The following is a 25,989-nucleotide window of genomic DNA, read 5'->3' as shown; positions in this document are numbered from 1 at the left end:
CATGACATCGCTCCGCCTCCTCCTGCTCGCCGCGCTCGCGCTCGGCCAGTCCGGCTGCGCCCAGCTCCCCATCAAACGCGACGGCGCCAAATCCGGCCCCTTCTTCACCCCCGCCAACGTCACGGTCTCCGCCCCACGGCTCCCCGCCAACATCCGCCGCGTCCTGCTCCTCCCCGTCTCCGCCGACGGCCTCGCCATCCCCGAGGATAACCTCAACCGCCTCGACGCCGCCTTCCTCACCGAGCTCAACCAGGCCGCCCGCTTCGAAGTCGTCACCCTAACCCGCGACGAACTCGCCCGCGTCACCGGCGCCCGCCAGCTCAACTCCACCTCCCCCCTGCCCCCCGGCTTCATCGACCGCCTCTTTAACATCTACAACCAGTACGCCGCCGACGCCGTCCTCTTCGTCGATCTCACCGCCTACTCCCCCTACCCGCCCCTCTCCCTTGGCGTCCGCGCCCGCCTCGCCCCCATCCGCGAAACCCAAATCCTCTGGGCCGCCGACGTGAATTTTTCCGCCGCCGACCCCACCGTCGCCAACTCCGCCCGCCGCCACGCCCTCAACCTCGCCAAGTCCTCCGGCCCCGCCGATCTCAGCCACACCATTCTCCAAAACCCCACCCGCTTCGCCGCTTACGCCGCCGCCGCCACCTTCGAGACTCTGCCCCCGCGCTTCGCCCCCGAAACGACTCCCGCCAAATGAACAAATTTTTGCTAAAGCCAGCGCCTTGCTGCGCCGATACTCTCTCATCAACCAACGGCGTTCCCTTGTATCGCTTCCCTTCCCGGGCTGACCGTTCCTCCCAGAACAACCCATCATGATACACTCCACGTCCCACCTTCACGGTTATAACCGGACGGACGCCGCTGCGCTCTCAACCGCCAAGCAGGCATCCACCCCCAAGGCCGAAGCCGATTCCGGCGAACGCCTCTCCAGCTCCAGCTCCCAAGCCCTGCGCGAAGCCTTGAACAACTCTCCCGAAATCCGTCCCGAAGTCGTCGCCCGCGGTAAAGCCCTCGCCGTCGATGCCAACTATCCGCCCCGCGAGATCATCGAAGGTCTCGCCAAGCTGATGACGGAAACCCGCGACGCCGCAGACTCCGAATAATCTCCACCCATGTCTTCCATGGTCGCCCCCGGTTACGCCCGGGCCTATCAGGCCCAGGCCGTCCTCACCGCCAGCCCCGGACAACTCATCCTGATGCTTTACGACGGGGCTCTCCGCTTCCTCGGCCACGCCCGCGACGCCCTTCAGTCCACCGACGAAAACGCGCGCCGCATCGAGATCATCAACACGAACCTCCTCAAGGCGCAGAACATCATCGCCGAACTCCAATCCAGCCTCAACCACGAGGCCGGTGGAGACCACGCCGCCAATCTCGACCGCCTCTACGACTACTACCTGCGCCGCCTCATGGAGGCCAACATGCGCAAAAAAGTAGAACCCGTCATCGAAGTCGAAAAACTCGTCCGCGACCTCCGCGACGGCTGGGCCGAAATGCTCCGCACCCAGGACGCCGGCGGCATGCACCAAGCCCGCGGCGTCGCCTGAACGCACCCTCGCGACGAACTCCCCATCGGCTTCGTCGCCTCCCGCTTTCACACTGCTCACGGCCTTTCATGGAAACCGCCCAGCAAACCATCAGCCGCCTCCTCGGCGCGCTCGAGACCCTGACCGCCGAAGAGCACTTGCTCCTCGACCACGGCTTTTTCCCTGAAGCGATCGCCGTCCAAGCCCGCGAGCAACCCCTCGTCGCCCGCATCGTCGAACTCCTCTTCCAACCAGGCGTAGCCTCAGGTCTCGACGACTCCGTGCAACTCCGCGCCCAACGCCTTATCAGCGCCCAACGCGCCCAAGCCGATCGCCTCGACACCGCCATCAGCGAAACCCGCGGCCACCTCGACCAAGTCCGCACCGCCCAGACCCGCGCCCAAAAACTGCGCCCCTCTTACGGCGCCGCCTACGCCTCAGCGCCCACCCTCTCCTTCGCCCGCGAAGCCTGAGCCGACACCGCCGCCGATCCGAGTAGCCGCGCGTGTTAAAGCGTGGCCTCCGACGACGCCCGCAACTCGCAGTCCGTCACGTGCAAAACGCCCAAACGCGTCCCGCTGCCCCACGGCTTACTGCACGAAGAACCGCACGCCGCTCCCGAGCCTCAAAAGAAATTTCCCATCCCCCAGCCGCGCGCAAACACCTCACCCAGCCGCTGCCAGATCGCCCTCGCCACTCTCTCTAGACGATGAGGTCGCCATCACTGCCTCTTCCGGCGGCGGCCCATCCATCCACGCCTCAGCGATCCGGTGCGCCGCACCCGACCAGTTAAAATCTTCCTTCGGATAGACCGACTGCACCCCCGGCTTCAACGCACCCGCCCACTCCAGCATCGCCTTCACGCAAATCTGCCCGTCCGCCAGCGTGAAACCCTGTAACAAAATCGCCCCCGACCCATCGTTAAACGAAAGCCGTGCCAGCCCCTTGTGAAAATTCACCGTCCTCCTCGGCCTCCCCTTCGCCACCGACGGCGACTCATTCTGCGAAAGCGCCGATTCGATCAAAGTCAGGAGGGATAACAAACGAGGGGCCATGGTGTGAAAGATGCAGTAACAGTGCTCCCTGAAAATCGGCTCATCACAAAAAGCCTGAAGTTCTATTTAAGATTTTCTCCAACCGCCCGATACCCCGGTTTAACATTTTCATTAGGCTTTAACGATTGAAGGGCGCTCCAGCATCACCTTCATCTCCATCGTCCTCAGTGCCAGCTTCACCCGAAAAATTCCCGCCCGCCCCCAGCGACACGGCTCGTCTCGACGCGCTCATGTCGCGCGTCGCCTCCGAGTCCACCCAGGCCCTCGTCATCTGCGAGGCCTCCCACGGTGCTGCCCGCGTCATCACCCACGCCAACGCCGCCTTCACTCAACTCACTGGCCACTCCCGCGCCGATAGCGTCGGCCGCTCCCTCGCCGAACTCCTTCGCCCACCTGGCGGCCAGTTCGAATGGGAACGCGTCGACGCCGTCATGCGCGGCACCCAGTCCTGGCGCAAATCCCTCCCCGCCTCCCGCAAAGACGGCACCGTCTTCTGGGCCGATCTCCACCTCTATCCCCTCTCGAATCAGGGCAAAACCTCCGCCCACTGGGTCGGCGTCCTCACCGACGTCACCGACCACCTCGAACTCCGCGACGCCCTCCGCCAAAGCGAGGCCCAGCAACGCCTCCTCTCCGACTACATCCGCGACCTCATCACCATCAGCAACGCCGACGGCATCTGCACCTACGCCTCCACCTCCAGTGAGGCCATGCTCGGCTGGTCCCCCGACGAAATCATCAGCCGCCCCCTCTCCGACCTCGTCCACCCCGACGACTTCCCCCAACTCCAGCGCACTTTCGAAGACCACTTCACCACCCGCGCCGAAAGTGTCCTCGTCCACCGCCTCCTTAAAAAAGACGGCACCCACCTCTGGACCGAGACCACCAGCAAAACCCGACGCGACCCCGCCACCGGCCTCCCCGCCGACATCGTCTCCACCACTCGCGACATCACCCGCCGCCGCATGGCCGAGGACAGCCTCAAAGCCATGCATGCCTTGCTCGATTCGGTTTACGAAGCCGTCCCCCTCGGCCTCTGCCTGATCGACCCCGCCGGCCGCGTCACCCAGTGCAACCACGCCTTCACCCGCCTCTTCGGTATCAGCGCCGCTGAAGTCTCCGGCCGCGACGCCGACACCCTACTCCCCGCCCGCGAACTCGCCCGCGCCCGCGTCTCCCAAGGCACCCCCTGCGAAGCCGAGTGCTCCAGCGCCCGCGGCGAACACTTCCCCGCCGAAATCACCGTCGTCCCCCTCGAAACCGGTGCCGGCCAGCTAGTCATCGTCGCCGACCTCCGCGAACGCAAAAAAATGGAGAGCCGCCTCCACGAAGCCTCCCAGCTCGAAAGCCTCGGCACCCTCGCCGGCGGCATCGCCCACGACTTTAATAACATGCTGGCCATCGTCCTCGGCTACGCATCCCTCCTGCGCGAATCCGCCGACGACCCCGCCCGCCTCGGCCACTACGCCGACACCATCATCGACGCCGGCCGCCGCGGCGCCGATGTCGTCCGCCAGCTCCAGCTCTTCGCCAACACCCAAGACGCCGAACTCTCCCCCACCGACGTCCACGCGCTCCTCGACGACGTTATCGCCCGCACCTGCGCCGACTGGTCGCCCTCGATCCACATCATCCGCAACTACGGTGCCGCCGACGCCAGACTCACCATCGACCCCATCCAGTTTGGCCAGGCCATCCAGAAACTCCTGGAAAACGCCCGCGACGCCATGCCCGAAGGCGGCAACCTCACCGTCAACACCACCGAGGTCCGCCAGTCTATCTTCGCCCCCGGCGCCACCACCGCCGAATCCAAAAACTTCCTCCGCGTCTCCGTCCAAGACACCGGCCGCGGCATGGACGCCGCCACCCGCGCCCGCATGTTCGAACCCTTCTTCGCGCGCAACAAAGGCCCCGAAGTCCGCGGCCTCGGCCTCGCCGTCGTTTACGGCATCATGCGCGCCCACCGAGGCCTCATCGAAGTCGATTCCGCCCCCGGCCAAGGCACCAGTGTCCACCTCCTCCTTCCACGCGCCCCCACGGTCGCCGAGCCCGTCCTCCCGCCCGCACCGGACGAACCTTCCGACACCCCCACAAGCGACCGCCGCACCATCCTCCTCGTCGAAGACGAGCAAGACATCGGCGCCCTCTGGCTCGAACTCCTCCCCTCCGAAGGCTGGCGCGTCCTCTGGGCCCGCGACGGCGCCGAAGCCGTCCGCCTCTTCCGCGCGCACCGCGACGAAATCGCCCTCCTCTTCACCGACATCGGCCTCCCCTCCCTCGACGGCTGGCAGGTCGCCGAAGCCCTCCGCGCCGAATCCCCCGGCCTACCCCTCCTCATCGCCTCCGGTGCCTTCCGCTCCGGCGACCGCCACCGCGGCCTCGCCGAACCCGTCGCGTATCTGCCCAAACCTTACGTTCCCTCGAAGGTGCTCAAACAAATCCGCGCCCTCATCCCCTCCTGATCAGCGCTCAGCCGACGCGCTCGCCCCCTGGCCGCAACGCCTCCGCCTCCTCATGGAGGGACGACCTCCGTGTCGTCCGCTAAACCTCCATCCGCCAAGAAGCATCACTCTCCTCGCACCCGGGCACAAAAAAAGCGGACCCGCATTTCGCAGGTCCGCCTGATAAAATCAGTTTTCGGCTTCGATCCGAGTCTCAGCGCTTGTTCGCAGCTTTGACCGAACGCCGACGCCAGACCAGCAGACCGAGCACACCCGCGCCGATCAGGCCATAAGTCGAAGGCTCCGGCACCGCGACGAACTCCAGACGGAGGGAGGCCATCGGAGAATTCTCCGAGTAACCAAACATAAACTCGGCATCCGTCGCCGCGTCATTCGGATTAGAAAGCGCGCCACCCAGCACAAACTCGCCACCCAGCGTGTTGATGTAGTCCAGGAAGTAAGCCGTCAGATCGACCGTGATCAGCGCCCCAGGGACATTGTCCGCCGAAGAGACCGCACGGGAACCAAAGATACCACCCGCATCCGCACCCAGATCGGCGAACGCCGAGAAACCACCGGTACCGTCTTTCAACGCCGCCTTGTCGCCCTCAAATTTATAGAGCGAAAAAAGCGCACCCGTATCATTCGCATCCGTCGAAAAATAGCTGCCCCCAAAATCCAGCAGGTTCTGCGGGATGAACAGTTCCAAGGTCGCTTTGCGAATCTCTACCGACGCCAGCAACGGATCGGCTGAACGGTCGAAAACGAAAAAGTTATTGAAGGAAACGCCCTCGACCGAACCTACCAAATAATTACCCGTAGGTAGGCTGGTATCGCCATCGCTGTTGTACCAGCCCTGTGAGGTGCTCGTGAGGGTCGTGATGAGTTGCGCCGAGGCCGAAGTAGCCATCAGGCCGGCTGCCAATGCGAACAGGCCGCACTTGAGGGAAGAGATCGTGGTCATGGGATGTTTGGTGTGGGTGGGATAAAACTAGTGCAAGAAGTAGAGCCGTCATATTGCAGGAGCCTTGCAGCCCAAACCATAGGGGTTTCCCTGATTCACCCCAATTTGCCGTCTTACCGTTCGATGCCTCCTCGCATGAATCGCGCTCACACGAACGCTCCGCACCCGACTTCTTCCGCTGAACCATTTTGCGCGATTGCCAAACCCGTCTCGCCGCCAATTGTTCGCACCGCCACCACCCTTTCCCGGCTGCGACAGAGGAGGCCGGGGCCTCGGCGCCTTCATCGCCCGTCTCGCGACAGGCCGACAAACGCCCGCCCATCTCCTCGTTCGCCGCAGCCCCCGCGCCTCACGACCCATGTCACTCGAAAGAATCCTCGTTCTCGACGACGAACCCCTCATCCAGAAAGTCCTCGACGAGCTCTTTAAGCGCAAAAAATTCACGGTCACCATCGCCAGCTCCATCGCCCAGGCCGAGGCGGTCCTCGCGAAGGAAACCTTCGACCTCATCATGCTCGACGTCCGCCTCCCCGACGGCGACGGCCAGCAATTCCTCGAACGCGTCAGCACCCTCCCAGACCGCCCGCTTGTCGTCATGATGACCGGCCACGGCACCATCGAAAGCGCCGTCTCCTGCATGAGAGCCGGTGCCTTCGACTACCTCATCAAGCCCTTCTCTCCCGGCCAGATTGAGATCATCCTCAAGAAAGCCGACTCCTACCGCCAGCTCGTCAAAGTGAACCGCTACTTTAGCGAGCAGGACGGCGGCGAAGGCGATCTCCTCGGCAAAGGCCCCGCCATGCAGCGCCTCCGCCAGCTCGTGGACCGCGTTGCCCCGACCGATGCCACCGTCCTCATCACCGGCGAAAACGGCACCGGCAAAGAGATGATCGCCCGCGAGCTCTACCGCCACTCCCCGCGCCGCAACGAGCCCTACATCAAAATCAACTGCGCCGCCCTCTCGGAAAACCTCATCGAGAGCGAACTCTTCGGCCACGAGAAAGGCTCCTTCACCGGCGCTACCGACCGCCGCGAAGGCCGCTTCGAACTCGCCAACCGCGGCACCCTCCTCCTCGACGAAGTCTCCGAGATCCCGCCCAACCTCCAGGCCAAACTCCTCCGCGTCCTCCAGGAACGCGAGTTCGAGCGCGTCGGCGGCACCAAGACCATCAAGGTCAACGTCCGCCTCCTCGCCACCTCCAACCGCGACCTCATGCACTTCGTGGAAAAGGGCCACTTCCGCTCCGACCTCTACTACCGCCTCAACGTATTCCCCGTCCAAGTACCGCCACTCCGCGAACGAGCCGAAGACATCGTCATCCTCGCCGAAGCATTCCTCCGCCGCTGCGCCCGCAAGCACGGCCTGAAAATTCCCGGCTTCTCCGAAACCGCCGTCACCGCTCTCACCACGTATCCATGGCCCGGTAACGTCCGCGAACTCCAGAACACCATCGAGCGCGCGGTGATCCTCTCCGAAACCGGCCGCCCCATCTCCACCGCCGCCCTTGGCCTCCCATCGCTCGCTGGCCGCAGCATGGTCGGAGCCGCCATCCCCGTTTCCGCCTCGGCCTCCTCGAGCCCGCCGATGCCCGAGCCACTCCCGATTTTCAACGCCCCCGCGCCCACCGCCGCACCGACGGTCCCGCCTTTCCCCACCCCGTCGCACGGCACCACGCCTCCGCTCAACTTTTCGACGCCCCCGATGGTGCCGACCGCCACGCCGCCTTCTTTCCCAGTCGCCCCCGCCGCTCCAGAAACCGCCAGCGCCGCGCCAGCTCCCGCACCGATCATCCCCCTCGAGGAAATGGAAAAGCAGGCCATCCTCAGCGCACTGCGCGCGACCAACGGCAACCGCACCAAGACCGCAGAGATGCTCAAAATCAGCATCCGCACTTTGCGCAACAAACTGAACGAATACCGCGCCCAAGGCGAAACGATCGAAGGCGATGGCGACGGGGAGTGAGCAACGGCCACGCTCCTCGGAATGAAAATCTACAAACAGGATCGTTCGCTATCTCTGGTTGAACTTGGCGATTGTGATGAGCAACGAGCGCTGAGTGAGCTTAGGACAGTGTACGACGCGGGGTTGAAGACCTACGTTTCCGGCGAGGAATCTCTCGAAAAAACTACCTTCGGCTTATCACGTTCTGACCAAGACTTCCTTGAAATTATGTGTGCCGGACACGACGCGATCGAGTTTCATTCAGATCGCCTCTGTTTTCAGTCCAGTTTTTCCCGGCTTTTTTCCGCCAAAAGGCGTTTCGCGATTCCAGCAGACCGGCCAACTGCCGACAAAGTAGTGTGCGACTATTTTCGGAAAACTCGTGATGAATTTGAAGCGACATACGCAAAGTTCATCACCCGGTGACACGGTAAACAGTTGCTGAGTATTTGTAGGGCCGGACCTCTGGTCCGCGCCGTTCGCCACCGCAGTCGGTATCGCAGCCGCAAACACACCGACCCAGCCCTACAAGCGATCGTCACTCGATCCTCAGTTCGACGTCACCGAATAACTATTTACGCGGAAATCCTTACCGCCGCCGGTAGACGTGATCTCGAAGCCGTACTGGATATCGCCGACCGTGATGTCGCCGATCCAGCCGCGCGCGCGAATCCAGTTGAAGATGGCTTTGTGATCCACCGTTCCGTTGTTCGTTTTCGTCGTGCGCAAAAACGAGAACACTTCGTTCCCGCCGTTGTGACCGCGAAACACATTCCACGTGTGCCCGCCGACACTCACGTTCGTGTAAACCGGCACCGCGTTGCCCTGCGCATTCCAGTTATGCGAGATCGGCTTCACGTTGCCGCTGCCGTTCGCGTTACCCGTATAATTCATCCAGAGCATCACTTCGTACGCGTGGTTCGTATCCCACAAATCGAAGGCCGACACCCACGCGCCGCCCGACGGCGTGGTCGCATTAAACGTCGAGCGCAACGTCCCCACCGCGCTCAGCTTCTTGCCCACATAACGCGTCACATTCGGGTACGACTTGATCCCGCCCGTGTTCGGATGATTCGCCCACACACCCCAGTTGCTGAACGAATTCGCCCAGATCGTCTGCGGCCCATAGCCTGAGCCCCAGACATTATTATAAAGCGTGTAGCCGCCATTATTCCACGTGCCCCAGCGATCCGTCGAGGACCAGGCCTGCGCGTTAACGGTTGATACGAGCGCCGAGAAAGCGGCAGCGACAAACGCCACCGCGAACAAACGTGAACGAAGGATCGTTCTCATGGGGTATTGGGGTTGTTTCCTCCCGGCTTAGGTCCGACGTGGACCAGCGCGCCGTCGGGGAGAAAGTCGGCGACGCGCCAAGATGCAGAACGGCCGGTCGTGGGGTAACAACGGGGTGTGGCCGCGTGATTTAGCAATAAACCAACCCCGCCAATGTCAACCCGCCACACCTGCCAACACGTCCTCCGCACTCGCTCCGCCAATCGATAACTCCCGCTAACTTCCTCTCCCTCCGCCGAAACCGCCACCCTGCTCGCGCCACCGGAGCTTCCTCCCACATTCCCTGTCCATCTCACCATCCGCCAGCTCCACTTCCCACCTGCCCCTCCACCCATGAAACGCTCTCTCGCCGCCTCGGCCATCCTCCTTCTAGCGTTCGCTTCCCTCCTGCCCGCCGCCTCCGCCGCCAAAATCACGCTCACCGACGGCCGCACCTTCCACGATGCCACCATCGTCTCCCAGACTCCGCGCAAAGTCGTCATCAAGCACACCCACGGCCTCAGCGGCATCGAGAAAACCCTCCTCCCCACCGATCTCCGCGCCGCGTATCCGTTCGATGAAGTCGCCGCTCGCGAAGCCGACCGCCAGGCCGCCGAAGCCCGCGCCCGAGCCGACGCCTTTCACCAGGCCGAGGCCGCCCGCTCCGCCCTCATCCGCCTCGAACGCGAACAGACCGCCCTCCTCAACGCCCAGATCGCCGCCCAGGAAGCTACCGCCCGTCTCGCCGAAGCCGAGGCCGCCCGCATCGCCGCCCAACGCACCGAAGTCGTGTACGAGTACGTCTCCTTCAACCGCTCCTACCCGCGTTACATCTACACCCCGCACCCCGCCGACGACTGCACCCCGCGCTGGAACGAAAAACCCCGCAACCGCCACGTCCACGACGACCGCCAATCGCGCCCCGATCAAAAGCCCTCCGTCAACCGCCCCGGCCCCGTTCAAAACTCGCGCAACAACTCGTCCGCTCGCCACACCCAGACCAACACCCCGCGCGCCCCGCAGATTCAGCCCACGCCCGAAGAGACCAAAACCCCCAAAGTCGCCGCCGCCGTCGTCATTCGCCGCTGATCTCCCGCGCAGCTCACGACACCGGCGCCAGCGTCTCCGCCACCGGCACCCGGTAAGCCTTCACCGCCGGCACGATTCCACCGAGCGCCGCGAGTACGATCATCCCCAGCGGACACATCCACAACACCTCGTGCCACTCGCTCACCGCGAGCACCACGCCCGTCTGCGCGCGAATCACCTCAGCCACGCCGACGAGTAACCCAAAATAAATCCCAAAGCCCGCAACCGCACCCAACGCCCCGATCGCCGCCGCCTCCGCCACCACCGCGCCAAAAATCGTCCGCCTCCGCGCACCCAGCGCCCGCAAGATCGCGATGTCCCGCTGCCGCGCGCTCATCGACGCATAGATGCACGCCAGCACCGATCCCGCCGCCACCAGCGCCACAAGATACGCCACCAACTCCAGCACCCGGTCGAACCAGCCGATCTTCGAAAATAAATCCGCGATGATCGCCCCCGTCGGATAAGCCAGCGTCAGCCGGTTGCCCTGCTTGTTGTACATCACATCGAGCATGATCCCCGCCGTCGCCGCGCGCAGTTGCAGCAACACCGCGCTCACATCAGTCGCCGCCCGCGGATCGTGACCGCTCATCGTCTGCACACCCTTGATCGGAATCCAGATCACCCGGTCCGCCGGCGTGTTCGTCGGCGCCAGAATCCCCACAACCTTGAAAACCTCCTCGTGCTGCGCCGCCGGGTCGAAGTTGAGCCCATGATACGGCCGGAACGTGTCGCCGACCTTCCACCCGAGTTTCTGCGCCGCAAAACTCCCCACCACCGCCTCGCGCCCATCGCCAAATATTCCCCCACTCGCAAACGCGTACCTCCGCCCCGCATCGAACTCCACCGTCGTGAACAGCTCCGGCACCGTCCCCACGATTCGCCAGCCTTCAAAATTATCCCCCACCGCGATCGGCACCGCCGCCTTCACCGCCGGATGCTTCGCGATCTGCTCATAATCCGCCCACGCCAGATTCCCCGGCGACGCCTCCAGATGGAAAATCGCGTTGAGCACCAGCTGCAGCTTCGACCCGCGCGCCCCGAGCACCGCGTCAAACCCCGTAGTCGTCTCCGTAAACGCCCGCTGCGCCTGCGTCTTCACCATCCACACCGCCATGAGCAACCCCGCCGCCAGCGCGATACTCCCGGCGGTTACCAACGTGGACAACGCATGTTGCCGAAGACTCCGATAAATCAGTCGCGGGATAGTCATTTCGAACCCTCCGCAATCATCCCACCCGCTCGGTTCAGCGCCGCGAAATCCCGCGCCCCGGCAAACTGCGCCAGCACCTCTTCATCGTGACTCACGAGCAGCAAAGCCGCGCCGCTCTCACGACACGTCTCGCGAATCAGCCTGAGCGCCTCCGCCGAATTTCTCCGGTCCAGATTCCCCGTCGGCTCATCCGCCAGCACCAGCTTCGGCCGGTTCACCAGCGCCCGCGCCACCGCCACGCGCTGCTGCTGCCCCGTCGAAAGCTGCCTCGGGAAATGCTCCATCCGCGCCTCCAGTCCGACGCGTCTTAAAATCTCTTTTGCCCGTCCACGATCCGCTCCCCCCGGCCCAAACGCCATCCCGAGCATCACGTTTTCCAGCACCGTGCAGCCCTGCAGCAGATTAAACGTCTGGAAAATATAACCGATCTTCCCCGCCCGCAGTTTGTCGCGCCCCGCTTCTCCGAGCGCCGTCATCTCCGCACCATCGACCATAATCTTCCCCGAATCCGCCGCCAGGATACCCGCGATCAAATGCAAAAACGTCGTCTTTCCCGATCCGCTCTCTCCGCGCAGCGCAACTTGCTCGCCCGCGCCGAGCGCAAACTCCGCGACATCCACCACCGCGCCGCGCACGCCCTCGGGCGTCACGAACGATTTCTTCAACGCATGAATCGCAAGCATGGCCACCCACCGTGCCGCCATTTCCGCGCTCCGCAAGTCAGAGGTAGGGCGGGTTAGCCTTAACCCCGCCGGTTGGACTCCATCCGCGAACAACCACCGAAAAATCCGCCGCGCCCCATCACTCTCCTCTACTTTGCGCCTTCGCGCCTTTGCGTGAGCCACCTCCAGCCCTCCCGCCACGCCCGCCTCACAACCGGCAAATCAACAGCTCGCGCTCATACACCATCTCCTTCGGCAAATGCGCGTGCAGATCGAGAAACAACTCCTCGTGCTCCATGATCTCCTTCCGCCACGCCGTTCGGTCCACTGCCATGATCGCGTCAAATTTCTCCTTCGGAAACTCCAGTCCGCTCCAGTCGATGTCCTCATAACGCGGCATCCACCCCAACGGCGTTTCCCGTCCGAGCGCCCGTCCACGCGCGCGATCCACGATCCACTTCAGCACGCGCATATTCTCGCTGAACCCCGGCCACACGAATTTTCCGTCTGAGTCTTTGCGAAACCAGTTCACGTTAAACACCCGCGGCGTCTCCGTCAGCTTGCGCTGCATCTTGATCCAGTGCCGGAAATAATCCGCCATGTGATATCCGCAGAACGGCAGCATCGCCATCGGATCGCGCCGCACTTTCCCAACAGTTCCCGCTGCTGCCGCCGTCATCTCCGAGCCCATAGTCGCGCCCGTGTACACGCCGCCCGACCAGTTGAACGCCTGATAAATCAACGGCATCGTCGTCGCCCGCCGCCCGCCAAAAATGATCGCGCTCAGCGGCACGCCCTCCGGATTTTCCCAATCCGGATCGATCGTCGGACACTGCGAAGCCGGCGCCGTGAAACGCGAATTCGGATGCGCCGCCTTCACGCCTTTTTCCTTTCCGATCTCCGGCGTCCACGGATTTCCCTGCCAGTCGGTACACTTCTCCGGCGGCGTCTCCGTCATCCCTTCCCACCACACACCGCCGTCCGGCGTGAGCGCGACATTCGTGAAGATCGTGTTCTTCGCCAGCGCCGCCATCGCATTCGGATTCGTCTTCACCGACGTCCCCGGTGCCACGCCGAAAAAGCCCGCCTCCGGATTCAGCGCGCGCAGCCGCCCGTTCGCATCCGGTTTGATCCACGCGATATCGTCGCCGACCGTCCGGATCTTCCAGCCCTGCTTTTGGAAATGCGCAGGCGGGATCATCATCGCGAAATTCGTCTTCCCGCACGCGCTCGGAAACGCCGCCGCCACGTACGTCTTTTCTCCCTTCGGATCCTCTACGCCGAGGATCAGCATGTGCTCCGCCATCCACCCTTCGTCGCGCGCCATGTTCGACGCGATGCGCAGCGCGAAACACTTCTTCCCGAGCAGCGCATTGCCGCCGTATCCGGAACCAAACGACCAGATCTCCCGCGTCTCCGGGAAGTGAACAATGTACTTCTCCGCATTGCACGGCCACGCCACATCCTTCGCCTTCCCGAGCAGCGGTGCGCCCACCGAGTGCACGCACGGCACCACGCGCTTCTCAGCTTTATCGATCTCCTTAAAAACCGGCAGGCCGATCCGCGCCATGATCCGCATGTTCACGACGACATACGGCGAGTCCGTCAGCTCCACGCCGATCTGAGCCATCGGCGACCCCACCGGCCCCATGCTGAACGGCAGCACATACATCGTCCGCCCCGCCATGCAGCCCGCGAAAAGCTTCTTCAACTTCCGCCGCATCTCGAATGGCTCCACCCAGTTGTTCGTCGGCCCCGCGCCATCCTTCGACAGCGAACAGATAAACGTCCGGTCCTCCACCCGCGCCACGTCACTCGCATCGGATCGCGCATAATAACATCCCGGCCACAGCTTTTGGTTCAGCTTCGTCAACGTCCCCGCCTCCACCATCTGCCGGCACAGCCCGTCGTACTCCGCCTTCGAGCCATCCACCCAGTGAATCGCCGCCGGCTTCGTCAGCGCAGCGATCTTCTCGACCCACTTGAGCAGATGCTTGTTTTTGCTGAGCGGTCTGGCCGGGGCGCGCGTAGTCATGGGAAAACGACTTACTGCAAAATACGGGCCAGCGCCAGCCGCCCCGAAATATTGTCCGCGCCTCGCGTGATTTCGCTACGAGCACCAACTCCGGCCCTCATCACTCCGCCGCCGGCTCGATATGCACCAACACATCGCTCACCCGATGCGGCGATGCGAGCAACGCGTGCTTCACCGCCCCAGCGATCCGGTGACCTTCATGCACGCTCAGCCGCCCATCCACTTCCACATGAATGTCCACGATGTGCTGAAGCCCGCTCTTACGGATGCGGCATTTCTCCAGTCCACGCACACCCGGCACTGCCGCAGCCGTGGCGCGTATCTGTGTTTCAAATTCACGCGGCACAGCCACATCCATCACGTCGTCGAGCGCGCGCCGCGCCAGCGTAACGCCGTTGATCGCGATCACCAGACACGCGGCCAGCGCCGCCCAATCGTCCGCACTTTCATAGCCCGCTCCGCCCCAGACCGCGATCGCGATGCCGATAAACGCCGCCGCTGAAGTCAGCGCATCCGCGAGATGATGCCACGCCTCAATTCCGAGCGAGGTGCTTCCCGCTTCGCGACCCACTTCCACGAGCTTCCTAGAAAACGCATATTTCACCCCGATGATTCCCGCGAGCAGAGGTAACGTACCCCAATGCGGCGCATGGTGCGGTGTGCGGATCTCATGCACCGAGTGCCAGCCAATCCAGCCCGCCGCGAACAACATGAATAGCGCCACCGCCAGCCCCGCGAGCGACTCCGCCTTGCCGTGCCCATAGGGATGATTGTCGTCCGGCGGCCGCACCGCCACACGCAATCCCGCCCAGACCAGCGCCGACGAGAAAATATCCACCAGCGACTCCACGCCGTCGGCGATCAGCGCGTAAGTATTGCCGATGACACCACCCGCGATCTTCACCGCCGCGAGCGTCGCGTTTAGCGCGATGCCTCGCATGACCAGCCCGGAACTATCCCGCGCCAATTGAGCGACATCAGCAGTAGGGTGATTGGAGTTTTTTTCGTTCAACGTCGTGAAGTTACGCACGCCTCCCGTCCGCTTTCAGGCAAAAAAATTCACGCCTGCTTTCACCCCGCGCTCTTACACGCTCCACCGGCCTCACCACCGGCGAACGCGCACCACGCCCTTACGCCACCTGCAACTTCAGCGCCTCCAGCTCCGTGCGCGTATCATCCGCGCAGCGTTGCATGAACTCTTCCGAAACCCCGGCGAGATCGAGCCGGTCGGCCGTGAGTTCCCATAAAGTCGCCTCCGACTTCGTGCTCACGCCGAGCATCCCGCCGACCCAGCCCGCCAGGTGAAACTGCGCACCGATCGGTCCGTCGCTCGCGTGTGCCTCGGGCTCATGCTGAAACCGCATGCCCTGGACGACCGGCCGCGGCAGTTTCCACGACTCCAGAATATACGCCGCCGCTTCGTGACTCGTGATGTTCAACCGCGCGCGCTCCCACGAAAGGATATCCAGATCGTCCGGACAGATCGCGCCCGGCTGCTCCTTCTCGATGATTTTTCCGATCACGAGCTTCCCGATCTGGCGCAAAATGCCGACCGTGTACGCCGTCTGCTCGTCCTGGCTCGATTCCCGCGCGATCGACTCCATCGCCAGCGCCGTCGCGATAGAGTTCTCCCAGACCTGCCGCGCGCTCATGCGGTACGCCGGGAGACCATCTTTGAAAAGCTGCTCCGTCATCGCCATGCCCACCATCTTGTGAACTTCTCGAAACCCCACTCGGTTGATCGCCTCATCGAGCGACTGCACAGAACTGGAGCCGCGAAAAAAAACACTGTTGCTCAGTCTCAACACACGCGACGTAAGACCCGTGTCGATACTGATCAGATTCACGATCTTGTCCAAGTCGGCGTTCACGTCGTCGAGCAACAAGCTCAACCGGGTGAAAATTTGCGGCGAAGCCGGCAGTTTCTGGGCAAGGCGGAGGATATGATCCCTGAGCAGGGTATCCGAAGTCGGAGGAGTCATGGGGGAGGCTCCCCAGCTAATCGACGCGCCCCGTTAAAAATTCACACCCAAACCACGCGATTTAGACGCCGTAGCCGCGAGCGCGCAGCGATCTGTCTTAGCCCCAGGAGCGACGACCTCTGCGTCGCCCGCCTCGCTCAAGCCGCCTTCAAGCGGTCCTTCAACTCCTCGAGCGCTTCCTGCGTTTCTTTCAAACACGTCTGCACCGTCTCCTCATTGACGCCCGCCCGCGTGAGCAGATCCGGCGTGAGTTCCCACTGCCGCGCTTCGGCCTTCAATCCTTTGCCCAACTGATGGGTCATCCAGCACGCCACATGCAGCAACGCCGCCATCCGGCTGCCCTCGGATTCATGCCCATAATGCTGGCGCACGCCCGTGAACATCGGCTCCGGCATTTTCCATTCCTCTAAAATCATCGCCCCCGTCTCGTTGCTCGTGATGTCTGCCCACGCGCGTTCCCACTTCGGCAAATCGAGAGTGTCCGAGTCGGGACAATTCACCCCCGGATGCTCCACTTGCAGCAGCATATCCAGCACGAGTTTCCCCACCGGCCGCAGCAGTCCGAGCGTGTAAGCCTCGCCCTCGTCTTCGCCGACAGCGCGCGCCACGTGCTCCATGGCGAGAGCGGTGACGACCGAGTTTTCCCACATCTCTTCGGCACTCAGATTATAAACCGGCAGACCTCCCTGAAAAAGTTGCTCGCTCATCGCGACGCCGACCATCTTGTGCATCTCGCGAAACCCGACGCGGTTCACCGCTTCGTCCAGCGAGCGCACCGGCTCGTCACCGCGATAAAACACGCTGTTGCTCATCCGGATCACGCGACCCGTCAGGCCCGAGTCCACCGCCACCAGGCGCACGATGTTATCCAGATCCGCGTTCATGTTGCCGAGCAACAGCCCGAGCCTGCCGAAAATGTGCGGCGCTGCGGGAAGCTTCCGCGCGAGACGCAGAATGTTATCCCGAATCGTCGAAGAGCCTGCGGTGGTATCAGCCATGATTTGAAAAAGACGGTAACTCCCTATCGACGACCCGCGCCGACACTGAAGCTCGGATTCTCCCCTGAGGGATTTTTTCCGCCCGCCCGGGAGCTCCTTGATAACTCTCTAACAACTCCTCCACGCCCCGCGCCCCAACCGGACCGGCACTTATCCAAGCGCCGCCTCCACCTCCACCCAATCACCGTCGCACGCCCCCGCAGTTGACCGTCCGCAACCACCCGTCCACGTTTCCCGCCCGCACTTCGCACCATGGCCGCAAAGCTCACCTCCCTCGGCACCGATCCCGTCAAACAGTTCTCCGTCTTCGCGGAAAACCGCGTCGGCCGCCTCTACGACCTCTGCGGTCTGCTCAAAGCGCAGAACGTCCACATCATGGCGCTCACCACGCTCGACACCACGGACAGCACGATCATGCGCCTGATCGTCGACGACCCCGACAAGGCCCGCGAGCTCATGGTGAATAACGATTTTCCCTACACCGAATGCGATGTCCTCGCCGTCGAAATCACCGACGAAGGCGACCTCAAGTCCGTCCTCGCCGCCCTCTTCGAAGCCGAGATCAACATCCACTACATCTACAGCTTCATCAAACGCCCCGAGGGCAAATCCGCCCTCGCCCTCAACATCGAGGACGCCGACGTCGCCGCCCAATCCCTCGGCCACCACGGCTTCAAAGTCCTCACCCAGCACGACATCGCCCGCTGACCTCCGCGTAGCCGCGCGCCTCCGAGGTAGGGCGGGGTAGCCTTAACCCCGCCGTTAGCCCCCACCCGCTTTCCTGCTACTCGCGCCAGCGCACTGGTCACTGGTCATTCGCCGCGCCGCCTCACTTCCCCGGCCCCGGCACCGCCTCTTCCAGCAGATAAATCCCCGTGATAAACCCCTGCTCCTGCATGGCCTTCACGCTCAGCTTCCCGCGAAAACTGACCGGCACATCCGGCGTGAACTTCACCGGCTTCGCCACATGCACCACGATCCAGTCGTTCATGCGCGGCACCACCCCGTAGCAGCACATCATCTGGTCCCGCATCAGCAAAAACTGGCTCACCAGCTGCCCCTCCATCTTCACCGGCAGCATGAACCCCGTGATCTGCGCCCGCTTCCCATCGAAACGCTTGATCGCCTCCGGTATCTGCTTGTCCACGACAGCCAGTGCCTCCTCCGGCTTCACCGCCGGATCATACGCCGGCGCCTCGATCTTGAAATCCGACAACCGCGCAAACTCCAGCTGCACGTGCCCGTCCACTTCCTTCGGTGGACCCGCCGGTGCCTCTGAAGCCGAATTATTCTCCCCGGCCTCAGACGTCCCGCCTGTACTCACCGGCTGAAACGCCCCCGCACCGCCACCACCACTCCCCCGCACCACCATCCCATCCATGCTCAGCGGCCCGCCCGACGCGCAACAAATCGAGTGATCCACAAACCCATTCTTAAAAATCGCCGCCCGCCCATCCGCCCCACCCACACTCACCACCCCGGCCACCACCCGGCTCATGCGCGCAAACCTCCCGCGCGTTGCGATGCGGACGATGGAAAGCGGCTTTGAAAAATTCATGTCAGTCAACCGACCGACCCAAGCACACGCCCCGCCCACGGTCAAAACTTCGCACCACATCCCCGCTATTCAATCGGCTCATCACACCCATCGAACCGCACAGACACCCGCACTTTGCGCGGCCTGAAGATTCTCCCTCACACATTTTTCACACTCCTTTGATCTTCGGTTCACGCGCCCGAGTGCCGATGCCCCACACAGGATGTCTTTCGATCAGCTCCTGGCCTTTTCCATCGGCCTCGCGGGGTGTTTTCTCGCACTTCTTGTCGTCTGGAGACGACAGGTAGGCGCGCACGCACGCACCCGCGACGCACTCACCGACGCCCGCCGCCACGCCGGCCTCAGCCAGGCCATGCTCGCCAACCCCGGCCTCGCCCTCATCGCCGCCGACAACGACGGCGTCATCCGTCTCTTTAATACCGCCGCCGAAAAACTCCTCGGCCACCGCGCCTCCGACGTCGTTCACCTCGTCAACACGTCCACTTTCTACGCCCCTGAAGAAATCCGCGCCGAACTCGAATCTCTCCGCCGCGACACCCACGAACCCTTCGTCGGCCCCCCCGAAGTCGCCCTCCTCCGTCTCGCCCCCGGCGGCCTCCCCTGCGAACGCGAATGGACCCTCCTGCGCCGCGACGGCTCCCGCCTCCCCGCGCACATCATGCTCTCCGCGTTACGCGATCCCTCCGGCCAGCTCGACGGCTTCGTCCTCGCCGCCCGCGACATCACCTCCCAACGCGCCGCCACCCAGGCCGCCCTCGCCCGCAAAACCCAGCTCGAAGAATTTTTCCGCCACGCCCCCGCCGCCATCGCCCTCCTCGACCGCGACCTCCGCTACCTCGCCCTCAGCCAGCGCTGGATCACCGACTACGGCCTCCGCGAAACCGGCCTCATCGGCCGCCCCCACCTCGACATCTTCCCCGCGACTCCCCGCCACTGGCGCGACACCTACCGCCGCTGCCTCGCCGGCTCCGTCGAAAAAGGCGAAGACGCCACCGTCGTCCTCGCCGACGGCTCCGAAGAAACCGTCCGCTGGGAATGCCGCCCCTGGCGCGAACCCGACGGCTCTATCGGCGGCATCGCCATCTTCTCGGAAGTCCTCACCGAACAACGCCGCGCCGAGAAAAAACTCCTCGAAAGCGAAGCCCGCCTCCGCGCCGCCCAGGCCCTCGCCCACGTCGGTAGTTGGGAACTGGATCTCATCAAAAAAACCCTAACCTGGTCCGCCGAGACTTATCGCCTCCACGACCTGCCTCCCGGCATCCCGATCACCCTCGAGCAAGCCCTCTCCTTCTACCCGCCCGAACACCGCCGCCTCATCGACGCCGCCCTCCAGCACGCCACCGCCCACGGCAACCCCTGGGATCTCGAAGTCCAGATCGAGACCGCCTCCGGCCGCCCCCTCTGGGCCCGCTCCATCGGCCACCCCGAACTCCGCGACGGCCAGCCCGTCCGCATCGCCGGCACTTTCCAGGACATCTCCGAACGCAAAGCCAACGAAGCCGCCCTCACCCGCGCCAAAGACGAAGCCCTCGGCGCCGCCCGCGCCAAAGCCGAGTTCCTCGCCAACATGTCCCACGAGATCCGCACCCCGCTTAACGCCGTCATCGGCATGAGCGGCCTGCTCCTCGGCACCCCCCTTGACCCCGAGCAACGCGAGTACGTCGGCACCGTCCGCACCGCCTCCGATAATCTCCTCAGCCTCATCACCGACATTCTCGATTTCTCCAAAATCGAATCCGGCAAACTCGATCTCGAACAACAACCTTTCAGCCTCCACGAGTGCATCGAGTCCGCCCTCGACCTCATCGCCCCCCGCGCCGTCGAAAAAAACCTCGAACTCGCCTGCTGGATCGACCGCTCCATCCCCGCCATCCTCCTCGGCGACGTCACCCGCATCCGCCAGATCGTCGTCAACCTCCTCACCAACGCCGTCAAATTCACCTCCGCCGGCGAAGTCTTCATCTCGGCGACGACCCTCGCCAAACCCGGCGAACAACCCCGCCTCCGCGTTACCGTCCGCGACACCGGCATCGGCATCCCCGCCGACCGCCTCGATCGCCTCTTCCAGTCTTTCAGCCAGGTCGATTCCTCCACCACCCGCGTGTACGGCGGCACCGGCCTCGGCCTCGCCATCTCCCGCCGCATCGTCGAGCTCATGCACGGCACCATCTGGGTCGAAAGCGAAGCCGGCCGCGGCTCCCGCTTCCACTTCGAGATCCCGCTTCCACCCGTCGATCGCACCGACGAACCCGTCCCCGCCGGCCTCTCCCGCGTGTACGATAAACGCCTCCTCGTGGTGGACGACCACCCCACCAGCCGCGAAATCCTCAAACTCCACCTCGAATCCTGGGGCGGCCACGTCGTCACCGTCCCCTCCGCCCTCGCCGCGCTCGCCCTCCTGCGCAGCGGCGAAGAGTTCGACGCCGTCATCGCCGATCACCTCATGCCCGGCATGGACGGCATCGAATTCACCCGCCAACTACGCACCACCGCCGCCGGCACCGAGCTCCCCGCCGTCCTCCTCACCGCCCTCGGCCGCAAAGCCGCCGCCGCCGCCGACGGCCTCTTCGCCTCAGTCATCGCGAAGCCCGTCAAATCCAGCCAGCTGCTCTACGCCGTCGTCCGCGCCCTCGATCCCAATCTCGAAATCCGCCCCGCCGTTCCCGCGCCCACCACCCCGCGCACCCTCGCTAACGCCCGCGTCCTCGTTGTGGAGGACAACCCCGTCAACCAACGCGTCGCCCGCGCCCTCCTCGAACGCATGGGCCTCACCCCCGACATCGCCGCCAACGGACGCGAAGCCCTCGAATCCCTTCTCCGCCAGCCCTACGACTTCGTCTTCATGGATCTCCACATGCCCGAGATGAACGGCCTCGACGCCACCCGCGAAATCCGCCGCCTCGTCGCCGCCGAACAGCAGCCCGTCATTATCGCCCTCACCGCCAGTACCACCACCCGCGACCGCGAAGCCTGCCTCGCCGCCGGCATGGACGACTTCCTCCCCAAACCCGTCCGCTCCGACGACCTCCACGGCCGCCTCCTCCTCTGGCAGGAAAAACGCACCCTGCGCTCCCTCGTCTAAGGCTCGCGCGACGCCTCCGATTCCGAGGCAGCGCGGGTTAGCCTTAACCCCGCCGGTTCGACACCGCACTCACAGCCGGTGCCTCAAACAACGACGGCCACCTCCCCGCCCGCTCGCCTCGCACTCTCCACCCCCGCTGTTTCACCACCGAAACATGTGCGTCCCGACTCCGCTTTTCCCCTACGAACTGGCCGGGTCACATCAATCGCTCGCGGCCTTGTAACTATGGTTAATTTTTCGTGAAGTCTCCTCCACGCGAGACTTGCATGAAGTTGCCCCGCCCCACCCCACCCCTGCTCCTGGTCCTGTTCACCGGACTCCTCACGCTGGGCTGGCTCGCGATCCGCTCCGAAAAAATCCGCTCCACGGAAACCCGCGCGACCGCCTCCGCTTCCATCGAAGCCCCCCGCGGATCTTCTCTCCCCGCCACTTCGAAATCCCCGTCCGCCTTCACCGCCTTCGAAACCTGGTCCGCCCGCTACCTCGCCGCCTCCCCCGCTGAACGCGCCTCGCTCGCCCCCGAAGGCCTCGCCCTCGCCACCATCCGCCGCGCCGCCCTCCGCGAACTCATCCAATCCGACCCCCGCGCCGCCCTCGCCCAAGCCACGCCCTTCGCCCTCCGCCGCGCCCTCCCTCCGCAGATCGCCACCCAGCTCGAAACCCGCCTCAGCATCCGAGCCGACTACACCGTCGTCGCCACACTCGCCACTCCCGGCGATTCCACCCCGCCCGCGATCCAGCGTCACGTCACCTCCGGCGACCGCGCGTATCAGGCATTCGTGTACGGCCGCCGCCTCGCTCAACCCTCGCAACAAAATCTTCCTCTCCACGGCATCGCCCTCGACGGCCTCCTCGCCCTCGACGAAAGCCCCGTCCGCATCCTCGAACCCGGCGAAACCCCCGACCCCGCCAAACGCCAGCTCGACCAGCTCTGCGCCGTCTCGCAAAAGCCCGCCGGCTTCAATCAAGACACCACCGACGCCCAGCCCGACGTCACCGCCGAGATCGGCGACGAGATCCACTTCCTCTGCAGCAGCGGCCACGTGGCCATGGTCGAGAAAAACCTCCTCGCCCTCGAAGACGGCGGCACCCGCCGCACCACCACCCGTCCGGTGACGATGTCCAGCCTCCCCATCACCACCGGTGCCAAACGCCTCCTCTACATCCGCGTCCGCTTCGCCGACCAACCGGCCTCCTTCGAACCGCAAACCCAGTCCGCCGCCCTCGCCACCGCCTCCGCCGCCGGTGCCTTCCTCTCCGAAAACTCCTACAAACAGTTCACCCTCACGCCTACCGTCACCCCCGTTTACGTCCTCCCGCATCCAGAAAACTGGTACCTCTCCACCACCAACGACACCTCCGGCTTCGCCAAAAAAATCCTCGACGACGCCCGCGCCGTCGCCGCCAGCCCCGCCAGCTTCCCCGGCAACGAAACCCTCCCCGCCCACGACTGGCTCGCTCACGACTTCGACGCCGTCCGCTACGACGGCCAGCCCGGCCAGTTCCGCGGCCAGGGCTACATCGGCCTCCGCGGCGTCTGGCTCAAAACCGACGCCCCCGGTGTCCTCGCCCACGAACTCGGCCACAACCTCGGCCTCTTCCACGCCAACCTCTGGGTTCCCACCACCGACAACCCCTTCGGCACCGGCACCAATCAAGAATACGGCGACACCTTCGACACCATGGGCCTCTCCGCCGGCGGCCGCCACTCCTTCAACGCCGGCAATCGCGAACGCATCGGCTGGCTCCCGCAAAACCGCACCCTCGATGTCACCGCCTCCGGCACGTATAGGCTTTACGCGTACGACCAGCCCTTCCTCTCCGCCTCCGGCTCGCACCTCCTGAAAATTCCCCGCGGCGACGGCCGCACCTACTGGGCCGAGCTCCGCCAGCAATGGCCGTCCAACTTCACCACCCACAACGGCCTCCAGCTCCGTTGGGCCCCCTGGGACCAAAGCGAAGGCGGCTCCCAGCTTCTCGACACCCAGCCCGGCGAAAAAAGCGACCCCACCGCCGACAGCGCCCTCGTCCTCGGCCGCACCTGGTCCGATCCCGTTGCCAACCTTCACATCACCCCCATCGCCAAAACCGGCACCTCCCCCGAGTCACTCGATGTCGTCGTCAACATCGGCTCCTTCCCGAGCAACCAATCTCCGGATACGACCCTCGCCGCCTCTGCCACCGCCGTCGGCATCGACGACCTCGTCACCTTCACCGCCTCCGCCACCGACCCCGACGGCGACACCCTGGCTTACTACTGGCAGTTCGCCAACAAGCAGATCGGCCCCAACGCCCCCGTCGCCACCACCCGCTGGACCGCCGCCGGGCACTACCACGTGCTGCTCACCGTCTCCGACATGAAGGGCCGCACCGTCACCCGCTCCATCGTCATCCAGGTCGGCACCCCCGCCACCACCACCGCCTCCGGCACCGTCCTCGATTCCCTCGGCCGCCCCGCCTCCGGCGTCCGTATCCACAATGGCCTGACCGGCCCCTTCTACCGCGGCACCCAAACCGACAACGACGGCCGCTACACCCTCACCGGCCTCGAACCCGGCGCCTGCCAGCTCGTCGCCACCTCTTCGCGCCACCCGCACATCTTCCCCGTCAACTTCACCAACCCCATCCCCCTCGGCGCCACCCCCGTCACCGGCCTCGACTTCACCGCCACGCTCCCCGCGCCCGTCGTCACCCTCGCAGTCACCAACGCCTCCGCCGCCGAGTCCCAATCCACCCCGGCCAGCATCACCGTTTCCCGCCAGAGCGACACCCCCGCCGACACCACGCTCGCCATCGTCTTCACCACCGCCGGCACCGCCGCGACCGACGGCTCCGACTACGACCTCACTTCCACCGCTCCGCTCGGCTACGACCCCGCCACCGCCCAAGGCACCCTCATCCTTCTGCCCGGCCAGCTCTCCGCCACACTCACCTTCACCCCGCACGACGACACCGCCATAGAAGGCACCGAAACCATCGAAATCACCGTCGCGCCCGGCGCAGGCTACACACTCGGCACCGCCATCACCGCCACCCTCACCATCGCCGATAACGACGCCCCCGATTACCTCGCCGAGTTTTTCACCACCGCCAAACCCTTCGACCTCGCCGCCCGCCGCCTCACCCTCACTCCACTCACCAACGGCGGCTACCGCGGCAGCCTCGACTTCGCCAGCGCCTTCACCACCAGCACGGCCGGCAGCCTCACCCTCATCCAAAACGGCGTCGCCCAAGTCCCCGTAAACACCGGTGACCTCGACGACGGTTATTGGAAAATAAATACAACCGCCACTGCCCCCGCCCTCTTCGGAATCACCTACGCCCAGCTCTACATCGGCACCAACGGCTACGTCACCTTCGCCGCTGGCGACACCACTTCCGTCGGCAGCCTACCCGCCCAGTTCCACCTCGGCCACCCCCGCATCAGCGCCTTCTGGCGCGACCTCGATCCCTCCGTCGGCGGCGAAATCTCCTGCCAGCTCATCACCACCCCCGGCGCCGAGCGCACCGCCATCACCTGGACAAACGTCCCCTTCTACGGCGACTCCACCCGCCGCGTCAGCATGCAGCTCGAACTCTGGCGCAGCGGCATCATCACCCTAACTTGGCTCGGCTCCACCGCCCCAGCCGACGCCATCGTCGGCCTCTCCCCCGGCCTCGGCCAGCCCTCGCCCTTCTTCGAAACCGACTTCAGCCGCTACCCAGCCCAGGCCGACCAACCCGGCATCAACGGCTGGCGCGCCGCCAAGTTCAGCACCGCCGAGCTCTTCGACCCCTCCCTCAGCGGTGAAGACGCCGACCCCGATCACGACGGCCTCAACAACCTCCTCGAATACGCCCTCGGCCGCGAACCCCACGCCACCGAGTCCACGCCCCCCTCCGAAACCAGCACCTACGAAGAAGCTGGCCTCACCTACCTCACCCTCACCTTCGCCCGCGCACTCAACGCCGCCGACCTCGCCATCCAGCCCCAGTTCTCAGGCAACCTCGTCCACTGGACTTCCGCCGCCATCCAGGTCGGCCCCGCCACAAATCTCGGCGACGGCCGCGAACAAGTCACCTACCGCGACACCGTCCCGCTCACGACCGGCACCGGCCGCTTCGCCCGTATCCAGATCTCCACTCCCTGAGCCGTCACGCGCTCCTCCCTCCGAGGTAGGGCGG

Annotated in this window: 21 protein-coding genes; 11 read left to right on the top strand and 10 right to left on the bottom strand. The window is 64.4% G+C overall.

The annotated features are described in order from the left end of the window. Position 1: 1 nt before the first annotated feature. From CMV30_RS09065 to CMV30_RS09050, 4 genes are all read left to right on the top strand, one after another. Positions 2-703 (top strand): hypothetical protein, encoded by a 702-nt coding sequence (locus CMV30_RS09065; protein WP_096055723.1) that lies wholly within the window; start codon positions 2-4, stop codon positions 701-703. Between the two features lie 115 nt (positions 704-818). Continuing rightward, positions 819-1,109, top strand: coding sequence for a hypothetical protein (locus CMV30_RS09060; RefSeq protein ID WP_096055722.1), 291 nt, complete (start codon positions 819-821; stop codon positions 1,107-1,109). A gap of 9 nt (positions 1,110-1,118) precedes the next feature. Beyond that, positions 1,119-1,553 (top strand): flagellar export chaperone FliS, encoded by a 435-nt coding sequence (fliS, locus tag CMV30_RS09055; protein WP_245844445.1) that lies wholly within the window; start codon positions 1,119-1,121, stop codon positions 1,551-1,553. 68 nt (positions 1,554-1,621) lie between these two features. Beyond that, positions 1,622-2,005 (top strand): hypothetical protein, encoded by a 384-nt coding sequence (locus tag CMV30_RS09050; protein WP_096055720.1) that lies wholly within the window; start codon positions 1,622-1,624, stop codon positions 2,003-2,005. A 192-nt stretch (positions 2,006-2,197) separates the two neighbouring features. On the opposite strand, the gene CMV30_RS09045 is transcribed toward CMV30_RS09050, so the two are convergent. Further along, positions 2,198-2,587: a hypothetical protein gene (locus CMV30_RS09045; RefSeq protein WP_096055719.1), complete on the bottom strand. Its 390-nt coding sequence runs from the start codon at positions 2,585-2,587 to the stop codon at positions 2,198-2,200. A 167-nt stretch (positions 2,588-2,754) separates the two neighbouring features. Here CMV30_RS09045 and CMV30_RS09040 point away from each other — a divergent pair, with 167 nt between their 5' ends. Further along, complete coding sequence (locus CMV30_RS09040; RefSeq protein WP_096055718.1) at positions 2,755-5,049, top strand: PAS domain-containing hybrid sensor histidine kinase/response regulator; 2,295 nt, start codon at positions 2,755-2,757, stop codon at positions 5,047-5,049. Between the two features lie 193 nt (positions 5,050-5,242). Here the strand turns inward: CMV30_RS09040 and CMV30_RS09035 are convergent, their stop codons facing one another. Beyond that, complete coding sequence (locus CMV30_RS09035) at positions 5,243-5,992, bottom strand: PEP-CTERM sorting domain-containing protein (protein WP_096055717.1); 750 nt, start codon at positions 5,990-5,992, stop codon at positions 5,243-5,245. 358 nt (positions 5,993-6,350) lie between these two features. Between CMV30_RS09035 and CMV30_RS09030 the strand changes: the two genes are divergently transcribed. Further along, positions 6,351-7,955, top strand: a complete 1,605-nt coding sequence (locus CMV30_RS09030) for a sigma-54-dependent transcriptional regulator (RefSeq protein ID WP_096055716.1) — start codon at positions 6,351-6,353, stop codon at positions 7,953-7,955. A gap of 21 nt (positions 7,956-7,976) precedes the next feature. Continuing rightward, positions 7,977-8,360 (top strand): hypothetical protein, encoded by a 384-nt coding sequence (locus tag CMV30_RS09025; protein WP_096055715.1) that lies wholly within the window; start codon positions 7,977-7,979, stop codon positions 8,358-8,360. 123 nt (positions 8,361-8,483) lie between these two features. On the opposite strand, the gene CMV30_RS09020 is transcribed toward CMV30_RS09025, so the two are convergent. Beyond that, positions 8,484-9,227 (bottom strand): GH12 family glycosyl hydrolase domain-containing protein, encoded by a 744-nt coding sequence (locus tag CMV30_RS09020; RefSeq protein ID WP_096055714.1) that lies wholly within the window; start codon positions 9,225-9,227, stop codon positions 8,484-8,486. Between the two features lie 333 nt (positions 9,228-9,560). Here CMV30_RS09020 and CMV30_RS09015 point away from each other — a divergent pair, with 333 nt between their 5' ends. Then, positions 9,561-10,295 carry a hypothetical protein gene (locus CMV30_RS09015; RefSeq protein ID WP_096055713.1) on the top strand — a complete coding sequence of 245 codons (735 nt, stop codon included), beginning with the start codon at positions 9,561-9,563 and terminating at the stop codon, positions 10,293-10,295. 13 nt (positions 10,296-10,308) lie between these two features. Here the strand turns inward: CMV30_RS09015 and CMV30_RS09010 are convergent, their stop codons facing one another. The 6 genes from CMV30_RS09010 to CMV30_RS08985 all read right to left on the bottom strand — a co-directional run bounded on the left by CMV30_RS09010 (position 10,309) and on the right by CMV30_RS08985 (position 17,185). Beyond that, on the bottom strand, positions 10,309-11,463 hold the full coding sequence (locus tag CMV30_RS09010; RefSeq protein WP_245844444.1) for an ABC transporter permease: 1,155 nt from the start codon (positions 11,461-11,463) through the stop codon (positions 10,309-10,311). A gap of 41 nt (positions 11,464-11,504) precedes the next feature. After that, positions 11,505-12,191 carry an ABC transporter ATP-binding protein gene (locus CMV30_RS09005; RefSeq protein ID WP_096057696.1) on the bottom strand — a complete coding sequence of 229 codons (687 nt, stop codon included), beginning with the start codon at positions 12,189-12,191 and terminating at the stop codon, positions 11,505-11,507. 187 nt (positions 12,192-12,378) lie between these two features. Continuing rightward, a complete protein-coding gene (locus tag CMV30_RS09000; protein WP_096055711.1) occupies positions 12,379-14,205 on the bottom strand; it encodes a phosphoenolpyruvate carboxykinase (GTP) in 1,827 nt (608 codons plus the stop codon). 100 nt (positions 14,206-14,305) lie between these two features. Continuing rightward, positions 14,306-15,145, bottom strand: a complete 840-nt coding sequence (locus CMV30_RS08995; protein WP_096055710.1) for a cation diffusion facilitator family transporter — start codon at positions 15,143-15,145, stop codon at positions 14,306-14,308. A 190-nt stretch (positions 15,146-15,335) separates the two neighbouring features. Continuing rightward, positions 15,336-16,187 carry an HDOD domain-containing protein gene (locus CMV30_RS08990; protein ID WP_096055709.1) on the bottom strand — a complete coding sequence of 284 codons (852 nt, stop codon included), beginning with the start codon at positions 16,185-16,187 and terminating at the stop codon, positions 15,336-15,338. Positions 16,188-16,324: 137 nt separating this feature from the next. After that, entirely contained in the window at positions 16,325-17,185 is an 861-nt protein-coding gene (locus CMV30_RS08985; protein ID WP_096055708.1) for an HDOD domain-containing protein, read from the bottom strand. Between the two features lie 252 nt (positions 17,186-17,437). Here CMV30_RS08985 and CMV30_RS08980 point away from each other — a divergent pair, with 252 nt between their 5' ends. Beyond that, on the top strand, positions 17,438-17,893 hold the full coding sequence (locus CMV30_RS08980) for an acetolactate synthase (protein WP_096055707.1): 456 nt from the start codon (positions 17,438-17,440) through the stop codon (positions 17,891-17,893). Between the two features lie 121 nt (positions 17,894-18,014). On the opposite strand, the gene CMV30_RS08975 is transcribed toward CMV30_RS08980, so the two are convergent. Continuing rightward, a complete protein-coding gene (locus CMV30_RS08975) occupies positions 18,015-18,743 on the bottom strand; it encodes a DUF3299 domain-containing protein (RefSeq protein ID WP_175414797.1) in 729 nt (242 codons plus the stop codon). Positions 18,744-18,945: 202 nt separating this feature from the next. Here CMV30_RS08975 and CMV30_RS08970 point away from each other — a divergent pair, with 202 nt between their 5' ends. Beyond that, entirely contained in the window at positions 18,946-21,825 is a 2,880-nt protein-coding gene (locus CMV30_RS08970) for a PAS domain-containing hybrid sensor histidine kinase/response regulator (protein ID WP_096055705.1), read from the top strand. A gap of 266 nt (positions 21,826-22,091) precedes the next feature. Continuing rightward, positions 22,092-25,955 carry a PKD domain-containing protein gene (locus CMV30_RS20715; protein ID WP_096055704.1) on the top strand — a complete coding sequence of 1,288 codons (3,864 nt, stop codon included), beginning with the start codon at positions 22,092-22,094 and terminating at the stop codon, positions 25,953-25,955. Positions 25,956-25,989 lie beyond the last annotated feature (34 nt).

It is taken from the genome of Nibricoccus aquaticus, assembly GCF_002310495.1.
GTDB classification, from domain to species: Bacteria; Verrucomicrobiota; Verrucomicrobiia; order Opitutales; family Opitutaceae; genus Nibricoccus; species Nibricoccus aquaticus.
Note: the sequence above shows the minus strand (reverse complement) of the source record. Positions and strands in the feature narration are given on the sequence as shown.